This window comes from Pseudorhodobacter sp. (assembly GCF_030452865.1).
GTDB lineage: Bacteria > Pseudomonadota > Alphaproteobacteria > Rhodobacterales > Rhodobacteraceae > Pseudorhodobacter.
Genome location: NZ_JAKDLJ010000118.1, coordinates 1 through 8,785 on the forward strand (window position 1 = coordinate 1; position 8,785 = coordinate 8,785).

At 60.9% G+C, this 8,785-nt stretch carries 5 protein-coding genes and 1 pseudogene; 1 reads left to right on the forward strand and 5 read right to left on the reverse strand.

The genetic code is table 11. From position 1 onward, the window contains the following. The 4 genes and pseudogenes from L0H65_RS08910 to L0H65_RS08925 form a co-directional block, all read right to left on the reverse strand. Positions 1 to 419, reverse strand: a pseudogene (locus tag L0H65_RS08910) (hypothetical protein); the annotation flags it as partial. A gap of 215 nt (positions 420 to 634) precedes the next feature. Next, positions 635 to 1,384: a cytochrome c biogenesis CcdA family protein gene (locus L0H65_RS08915; RefSeq protein ID WP_301458521.1), complete on the reverse strand. Its 750-nt coding sequence runs from the start codon at positions 1,382 to 1,384 to the stop codon at positions 635 to 637. Between the two features lie 190 nt (positions 1,385 to 1,574). Further along, entirely contained in the window at positions 1,575 to 4,259 is a 2,685-nt protein-coding gene (locus L0H65_RS08920; protein WP_301458522.1) for a ribonuclease E/G, read from the reverse strand. Between the two features lie 169 nt (positions 4,260 to 4,428). Next, entirely contained in the window at positions 4,429 to 4,701 is a 273-nt protein-coding gene (locus L0H65_RS08925; RefSeq protein WP_301458523.1) for a hypothetical protein, read from the reverse strand. Between the two features lie 110 nt (positions 4,702 to 4,811). On the opposite strand from L0H65_RS08925, the gene L0H65_RS08930 reads away from it, so the two are divergent. Next, the gene (locus L0H65_RS08930) at positions 4,812 to 5,420 is read left to right on the forward strand and encodes a nucleotidyltransferase family protein (RefSeq protein ID WP_301458524.1); all 609 of its coding nucleotides are present in this window, start codon (positions 4,812 to 4,814) and stop codon (positions 5,418 to 5,420) included. A gap of 27 nt (positions 5,421 to 5,447) precedes the next feature. On the opposite strand, the gene L0H65_RS08935 is transcribed toward L0H65_RS08930, so the two are convergent. Next, on the reverse strand, positions 5,448 to 8,785 hold a 3,338-nt coding region (locus L0H65_RS08935), incomplete at its 5' end, for a Hint domain-containing protein (protein ID WP_301458525.1).

The window sequence follows — 8,785 nt, forward strand, 5'->3', positions numbered from 1 at the left end:
CGGGTGATCGCCGCCCACACCCCGCCGAACACCAAGGCTGCCAGCATCAGTTGCACCAACAAGAACACAATCGGATAAAGCGCCGCGATCACCGGCCCTTTGCGCAAGCGCATCAGCCGAAACAGCGCCCCCGATCCGATATAAGTCCAGGCGGTTTTCAGCATCTGACCATAAGTCGCGACAATCCCTGTTGCCATCGACTCCTTCACGATGTCGGACCAGACGAGAACATCAACCTGCGTGCGGGTCTGGCCTTCGGCAGTCTCCCGCTCCACCCGCCAACCATAGGGGCCACCTTTGGCCTTTGGTTTCAACCCGATCTGGTAGCCGGAAATCGCCGCCTGCGCCCGCGATTCACTGCGGTAAAGTTCGCGGTAGCGGCGCGGATGGAACGGGTCGTAGCCGGGGATGTAGAACATCCGCCGCAGCCGCACCGACTTTTTCGTCTCAACCGCCACAGCTTTGCTTTCTTCCGCTGGCAGCACAGGCGCGCGTGTCAGGTTCAGCGCCCGTGCCATGTTTTGTGCCCACATCCTTGTTACCTCTCACACCTACCCCCGAACTGGCGTCTGCTTGCAAGCCTTTGGGCAAGTGTGCGGATAAATATGGGCAAAACTATGGGGGCGGTGCGGCTTTATCCCAAGGATGAAAGAATGGGGAACGTCTCCAACAACCAGAAGGAAAAGGCCGAGAATGCGCCCGTCAGCAACGCAAGACCGACCACAATCAGCAAGACCCCCATCGCGCGTTCGATCAGCTTCATGTGGCGTTTGAGATGCGACATCACGCCAACCGCACGCTCGATGAACACCGCCGCAAGAATGAACGGCAATCCCAGCCCCAGCGCATAGACGCCAAGCAAGGTGGTGCCGCGCGTCAGGCTCGCCTCCGATGCCGCAAGCGACAGGATCGCGCCGAGTTGCGGCCCGATGCAAGGCGTCCAGCCAAAGGCAAAAGCCAGCCCCAGAAGATAGGCACCAAAGGCGGAGCCGCCCTGATCGCCCGCATCCATCCTCGCCTCCTGGTCAAGGATGCTGATGCGGAAAATGCCCAGAAAATGCAGGCCGAAGATGATGACGACGATCCCTGAGATTTTCGATAGAATATCCTGATATTGCAGGAAAAACGTGCCAAAAGCCGAGGCGGTGAAGCCAAGGAACAAAAACACCGTCGACAGCCCGAGGACGAAGAAAATCGCCGGCAAAAGTACCCGCCGACGCGCGGTTGTCGTTTTCATCTCCCCCATGCTGATGCCGCCCATATACGCGAGATAGGGCGGTACGATCGGCAAGACACAAGGGCTGAGGAAGGAAAGAACGCCTGCAAGCAGTGCCACCAGCATCGACGGCAAAAGGGCTGCGTCGAAAAGGTCGATGCCTGCCATGAGAAATCCTTTCCTTGCCCGCAACAAACCGCGTGGCTTGTCGCCCCGGTCTAGTCGCAAAGCCCGGTGCCGTCACCGGGACAGATTGTCACTTTCGCGTGGGCGCGCGCGATGGTTTCCGTTGCGCGAAAGGGCGCAGGTTAACCCCGCGCCCATCGTCGATCCGATCCTTCGCTGCCCGTGCGGACGGTCAGCGCCCGAGGTTCCACCACCCACGGCGGCGCGGTTTTTCCGCCTCCGGTTCCGCTTCGGCCACTGCGGCGGTTTCGGCCTGCGGTTGCGCGGCGGGTTGCGCGTCTGCCGGGGCAGGCTCCGCCACCGCAGCAACCACCGGGTCCACGGCGGGCGGGGTTGGTTTGGTGACCGGCTCTGCCGCCGTTTCGACCGCAGGGGCCGCTGCCGTCGCGTCGACCGGCACACTCTCCGGCTCCGCCTTTACCCTTGGCTTGCGGCTGCGCTTCGGCTTTGGCGTCTCCGCAGCGGCACTTTCCGCCACCGGTTCAGCGGAAACCTCCGCTTTCGCACCTTCCACCGGTTTTTCGGCGCGTGGTTTGCGGGTGCGGGTGCGTTTCTTCGGCGCTTCGGCAGCAACCTCGGTCTCGGTCTCCGGTGCCACCGCATCAGAGACGGCAACCACAGCCTCAGTCACGACAACGCCGGTGACGCCCGGCTTTCCATCGCCATCATCCGCGCCATCTTCGTCGCTGCTGTCCTGATCGCTGGTATCATTGCCATTTTCGCCGCCGTTGCCGGAACCGCGCCGACGCCGACGACGCCGCCGCTTCTTGCGACCATTGCCGTCGCCACCCTCGCCGCCGCCATCGCCCGCTTCAGCAAGTTCAGCGACATTCGCGGTCTGCACGGTGTCGGTTTCGGCGTTTTCTTCTTCCTCACTCGGGATCTCGGGATCCTCGATGTCATCCAGCAGCGCCCCCATCATGGCGGAATTGCCCGAGATTGCGGCCGAAACCTCTGGCACTGCGCGGGTCGCGGTCTTGAACTTTTCAAGGCTGTAATCCGGGCTTATCATCACCGGATCGCCTTCGACCCGCACCGACATGCCATAGCGTGCCTCGATCATGGCGATATGTTCGCGCTTTTGGTTCATCAGGAAATTGACCACCGCAATCGGTGCGCGCAGCAGCACTTCCTTGCTGCGTTTGCGGGTGCCCTCCTCCTCCAGCGCGCGCAGGATGGTCAGCGCCATGCTGTCGTCGGACCGGATCAACCCGGTGCCGTGGCAATGCGCGCAAGGCTGCGTTGTGCTTTCCAGCATACCGGGGCGCAGGCGCTGGCGGCTCATCTCCATCAGGCCAAAGCCGGAAATGCGACCCACCTGGATCCGCGCGCGGTCGGTTTTCAGCTTGTCCTTCAGCTTCTTTTCGACCGCAGCATTGTTCCTGCGGTCTTCCATGTCGATGAAGTCGATCACGATCAACCCGGCAAGATCGCGCAGTCGCAACTGGCGCGCGACTTCCTCCGCAGCCTCCAGATTGGTCTTGGTCGCGGTATCTTCGATGGAGCCTTCCTTGGTCGCACGGCCGGAGTTCACGTCGATCGCCACCAGCGCCTCGGTAATCCCGATCACGATATAACCACCGGATTTCAACTGCACCACCGGGTTGAACATCCCCGCCAGATAGCTTTCGACCTGAAAGCGCGCGAACAGTGGCACCTGATCCTCATAGGGCTGCACCGCTTTGGCATGCGACGGCATGATCATGCGCATGAAGTCCTTGGCGGTCCGATACCCTTCGACACCTTCGACCAACACTTCGTCAATCTCGCGGCTGTAAAGATCGCGGATCGAGCGTTTGATCAGATTGCCCTCCTCATAGATCGCGGCAGGGGCCATGGATTTCATCGTCAACTCGCGGACCTGTTCCCAAAGCCGCATCAGATATTCATAATCGCGCTTGATTTCCGGCTTGGTGCGCTTGGCCCCGGCAGTGCGGATGATCAACCCGGCGCCTTCCGGCACCTTGATTTCCGATGCGATTTCCTTAAGCTTCTTGCGGTCATTGGCTTGGGTGATCTTGCGCGAAATGCCACCACCGCGCGCGGTGTTCGGCATCAGGACGCAATAACGACCGGCCAGCGACAGATAGGTCGTCAGCGCAGCACCCTTGTTGCCGCGCTCTTCCTTGACCACCTGCACCAGCATGATCTGGCGCACCTTGACGACTTCCTGAATCTTGTAGCGCCGGGCGCGCGGGCGGCGCGGGGCACTGATTTCCTCGGCCACGTCCTCATCCGCGATGGATTCGATTTCCGAGTCGGGGTCGGCCGCATGGGCAGCGCCATCATCGTCGCTCTCCATGTCGGTGGTGTGATCATCGTCGCCATGCTCTGGCGCATTTTCTGCAGCAGGTTGCGCTGCGGGTACGGCATCTGGCGTTGCGGTATCACGTTGTGCGCCTGCATCTTCGCCGCTATCGTCTTCCTCCAGATCAACAACGTCCATCGCGCCGATCTCGGCGGTTTTCACCTCATCGCGCGGGGATGCGACCTGTGGCCGGGAACTGCGCCGCCGATTGCGGCCGCCCCGGTTCTCTTTTTCTTTTTCCTCATCATCCTCCGCCCGCGCCAAAGCGCGTTCTTCCTCCAGCAAGGCTTTGCGGTCGGCCAGCGGGATCTGGTAGTAATCGGGGTGAATTTCGGCAAAGGCGAGGAAGCCATGCCGGTTGCCGCCATATTCGACGAAAGCCGCCTGAAGCGACGGCTCAACCCGTGTTACTTTTGCGAGATAGATGTTGCCAGCAAGTTGGCGCTTGTTGATGGTTTCAAAATCGAATTCCTCAACCTTGTTTCCATCCACCACAACAACGCGCGTTTCCTCGGCGTGTGTGGCGTCGATCAGCATTTTCTTGGCCATAATGTTCCATGGCACCCAACCGCACCCAAAGCGCCGGAAGATTTCCGGAGAGGCGATGTGCGCGGAAGTGGTGACTTGTATAGGCGAGGCTGCGGGTCAGATGAGCGGAAATGGGCCATTGCGGCCTTGCATTCTCGCTCGGTTTTACCTGTTCGCGGCGCATCGCGGTTTATCCCGAATGCATCGCTGCATCCATATGAAAACCCGTATTGTCAATGACTTGACGGGCGAAAGAGGGGCCTTTTGGGCCGGTGATCCACCTTTGGCCTGCATCAGCGAACCAGCGGTCCAGCCAATGAGCAAAGGCGTAAAACTTGTGCGCGGTGTTGGTGTCGTTTTCATCCAGCGTCGCGTGACGTGACCATAAGGGCAGGAGGCGTGAAAATACAATGGTCAATTTGATGCCGATGCGATTTTGATATTGCAGCACAATCGCGGCCATTGTTCTCACTCCTGCAACAATCGCAATCGTCAGGGGGTGTTTGTCGGGGCGGTCCGCGTGCTATGATCGCCGCGCAATGACCCTGACGCGGCGGGCCGGAGACGCACAACATGCAGAACGATTCCGCGATTGCCCTTTCCATCCTTCTTCTTGGCGCAGGACAATCGCGACGGATGCGCGGGCCAGACAAATTGCTGGAAACGATAGGTAAAACGTCCCTGCTTCGCCATATCTCGCAGATCGCCCTCGGGACCGGATTGCCGGTTCTGGTGACTTTGCCGCCAGACCGGCCTGCGCGCCGCGTTGCGATCAGCGGTTTGCCGCTGCGTCTGGTCGAGGTGGCGGATGCCGCACTTGGGCTGGCGGCATCCATCCGCGCGGGCATCGCTGCGGCACCGCCCGGCGCGGTGCTGATCCTTCTGGCGGATATGCCGGAGATTGACCAAACCGATCTCGAGCAATTTGTTACCGCCCATCGCGCCACGCCGCGAATGATCCTGCAAGGCTGCACAATGGCGGGCGTAGCCGGGCATCCGGTGCTGTTCCCCGCATGGTTGCGACCGGCGTTGCTTGGTTTGCATGGGGATCGCGGGGCGAAATCGCTGCTGCAAGAACATGCCTCTGTCCTGCGCAACGTCCCGTTACCCGATCATCACGCGATCACTGATCTTGACAGCCCCGAAGATTGGGCGCGTTGGCGGGCCGGGCAAAAGCCCTGACGCCCGCACCAAAAGACCCAACCGGGGTCAGGCCTGCTGCATCAGAACCTTCGCTTCATAGGCTTTCAGCGAAATCCGCGCGGAAGGATAGGACATACCCTGTTCAAGCTGCGGGAACAGCTTCAGCAATTCAGCGCGCTGCGGGCTGTCCATGCTGCCGAGCGTCAACTCTCCGGGTTGGAAACTTTCGGTCCAGGCCCCGTTGGCGCGCACGATTTCGTGCCGGTCGAACATGATGTGGATGTAGGTCACCTCCTGCGGCCAGGCCCGCACCACCGAGCGGTCGTTGACCAGATGCAGCGCTGCGACCAGAACCTCATTGTCGCCGAACAGCATCTCGGCCCGGCTGCCGGTGATCAGCATCCGGTGCTGCGGCGAAACGGTCATGTCGCGTTCGGGCAGGCCCGCACCCAATGCGCCAGCACGGATACGCACCGGATTGAACGCAGGGTTTGCCGCCAGATCGTGCCGGCTCAGATGTCGTTTTCCAACCCAGCGAATCGGCTGATAGCCGCTGTCGCGCGTCAACACCCGGTCGCCTTCTTGCAGATCTTCGACCGCCATCTCACCCCGGCAGGTCAGGATCAGGGTGCCGGGCGTGAAGCAGGGAACGACGCTTTCGATGTTGGAAAAGTTGAAAGTTCCGGTGACATTGCCAAGCCCGTCGAGCACTTCGACCGTGCCCGCCTCATTGTTGCCGCCGCCATAGATGACGTTGGTTCCCGCCGCCCCGCCCAGCGCCGAGAGGTTCAGTACGTCAAAGTCATCGCCGCCTTCGCCGCCGTCAATGATATCGCCGATGCCGCCAAAGAACAGGTCGCGATCATCGCCGCCGTTCAGGGAGTCGGCACCCGCGCCACCATAGAGCGTGTCATTGCCTTGATCGCCGTTCAGTTCATCCGCGCCGTCACCGCCACGGATCACGTCATCACCCGCATCGCCGAACAGTTGATCGTTCAGATCGCCGCCGGTGATGCTGTCATTGCCATCACCGCCATAGGCCAGCGTATGACCGTTCAGGCTGCCGGTGATGGTGTCATCGCCGTCACCGCCTGACAGCGCGGAAACCCCGGTGCCGCCGCCGGTGATGCTGTCATTGCCCGCGCCACCATAGGCCGCGTCTTCCCCCGGCCCGGTATTCGTTCCGGTCGACAGAAAGTCGTCGCCTTCGTCGCCGTAAAGCGTGTCGGCACCATCGCCGCCATAAAGGCTGTCGTTGTCGATTCCGCCATAAAGCGTGTCATTGCCCGCATCGCCATGCAACTCATCGGCATCATCCATGCCGTAGATCAGATCATTGCCCTCGCCACCGTGAATCGTATCAAGGCCATTGGCGGGCAGCAGGTCGGTATCATCCGGGATCATGGTCAGATCGGGCGCGCCCAGTTCCAGCCCGCCATAGATCACATCGTCGCCAAGTCCGCCGTCGATGTAGTCGTTGCCCTCATTGCCGATGATGGTGTCATTGTCATCGCCACCATAAACCGTGTCGTCATCAAAGCCCGCATCAATGGAATCGCGGCCCGCGCCGCCATAGATCAGATCATCGTCATCGCCGGTCAGGATCGTGTCATCGCCAATGCCACCGTAAACCGTGTCGAGATCATTTGACGGGTCGGTATCGGCGGCATAATAGCCGGGATAGCCCTGATCCGGTGCGCCTGTGCCGGGAGAGGTGCGCGTGTTGATATAGTCATCCCCGTCGCCCCCTTCGACATAATCATTGCCCTCATAGCCAAGGATGCTGTCGTTGCCGTCGCCGCCATAGATGCTGTCATTGCCCTCATCAGCGTGAAGGGTGTCATTGCCCGCGCCGCCATAAAGCACGTCATCACCGGTGCCGCCGTGCAGATCGTCTTTTCCGTCTTGCCCAAGCAGCGTGTCATTGCCGACACCACCATAAAGCGTGTCGTTGCCGATGCCGCCATCGAGGCTGTCATCGCCCTTTTCGCCGTAAACCTCATCATTCCCGGCGGCTGACAGCACGGTGTCATTGCCCGTTCCGGCCTTCACCACGTCGTCATTGTTGCCCGCCGCATTGTCATTGGCGTCGATGCGGTCGCCTTCGGGATCAAGCACATAGGCATCGTCGATCAGGTCATCGCCGGTGGTTCCTTCGACGATATAATCCGGCCCGGTGTCAGGGATACCCATCGCGACCAGATAGGCCGGGTTGCTGGCGGCGGTCGGGCTGATGCCATCCATCGTCAGGCTTTCGCCGTTCGGGAAGGTCAGCACCGCATTGCCGTTCCCATCATCGCTGACCACCACATCGGCCACGGTGACCTTTTGACCAGGGATGGAATAAAGTTCCGATACATCAAGCAGGTCGACGCCGGAAAAGCTGCCGTTCGGGTTGGTGATCGGCGCATCGAACCCCAAAATCGTATCCGCGCCATCGCCATCGGAAAACCGCACAAGATCCCCGTCGCCGTCGGCACCCAGATCGAACGTATCCTGCCCGGCACCGCCGTCAACGGTATCGGCCCCCGCGCCGGTCGTTACCTCATCATCGCCGGTGGAGCCGATGACGGAGTCGTTCCCCTCTCCCAGAACGATGTTTTCAATCTCGGCAAAACTTGCGACATCGCTGCCGGAGGTCAATGTGCCGCTTTCCGGGTCAGCCGCGTCACCTGCGGTCAAGTCCAGCACGGAATCCCCGGTCAGACCCGAAGCATCGAGCGTGTCACCATCGCTTTCCGCCGTTTCACCGCCAAGGATGATGTCGTCGCCGAAGCCGTCTTCCAGCGAGAATTGGTCGTCGCCCTCGTCGCCGTGCAGGGTGTCATCGCCCGCGTCGCCCGAAAGCCGGTCATCTTCGGCACCGCCTGCGATGAAATCATCCCCGTCGCCGCCGTACAACTCATCATCGCCGGCGTCCCCGAGGATGGAATCATTGCCCGCCCCGCCCGAAATCGTGTCGTCGCCGGTCCCGCCTTCCAGTGTGTCGTCCCCGATCCCGGCACCCATCAGGTCATTGCCATCGCCGCCGTAAGCGACGAATTTCAGCGTGGCGTCAGTGGCGTCAAGCCAGTCATCGCCTTCGTCGAGGTGAACCTCACCCTCATTGTCATAGGCAATATCGCCCGGCGCAGGCACACCGATATAGACGATATCATTGCCCTCGCCGCCATAGATCAGGTCGCTGCCCTGACTGCCCGCCAGAATGTCATTGCCCAGACCACCATAAAGCGTGTCGATCCCGATGGAACCGATCAGGCTGTCATTGCCATCGCCGCCATAAATCAGATCCGCGCCATCGCGCCCGAACACATGGTCGTCGCCGTCGCCGCCATAGATGGTATCGTCGCCGTAAAGCCCTTCAAGGTCGTCATTGCCCGCGCCGCCGAACAGCAGGTCATCGC

Bases quoted from the DNA above. Each gene is read 5' to 3' on its own strand.
- L0H65_RS08925 (WP_301458523.1), bottom strand. From the start codon at position 4,701: ATGGCCGCGATTGTGCTGCAATATCAAAATCGCATCGGCATCAAATTG.
- L0H65_RS08920 (WP_301458522.1), bottom strand. From the start codon at position 4,259: ATGGCCAAGAAAATGCTGATCGACGCCACACACGCCGAGGAAACGCGC.
- L0H65_RS08915 (WP_301458521.1), bottom strand. From the start codon at position 1,384: ATGGCAGGCATCGACCTTTTCGACGCAGCCCTTTTGCCGTCGATGCTG.
- L0H65_RS08930 (WP_301458524.1), top strand. From the start codon at position 4,812: ATGCAGAACGATTCCGCGATTGCCCTTTCCATCCTTCTTCTTGGCGCA.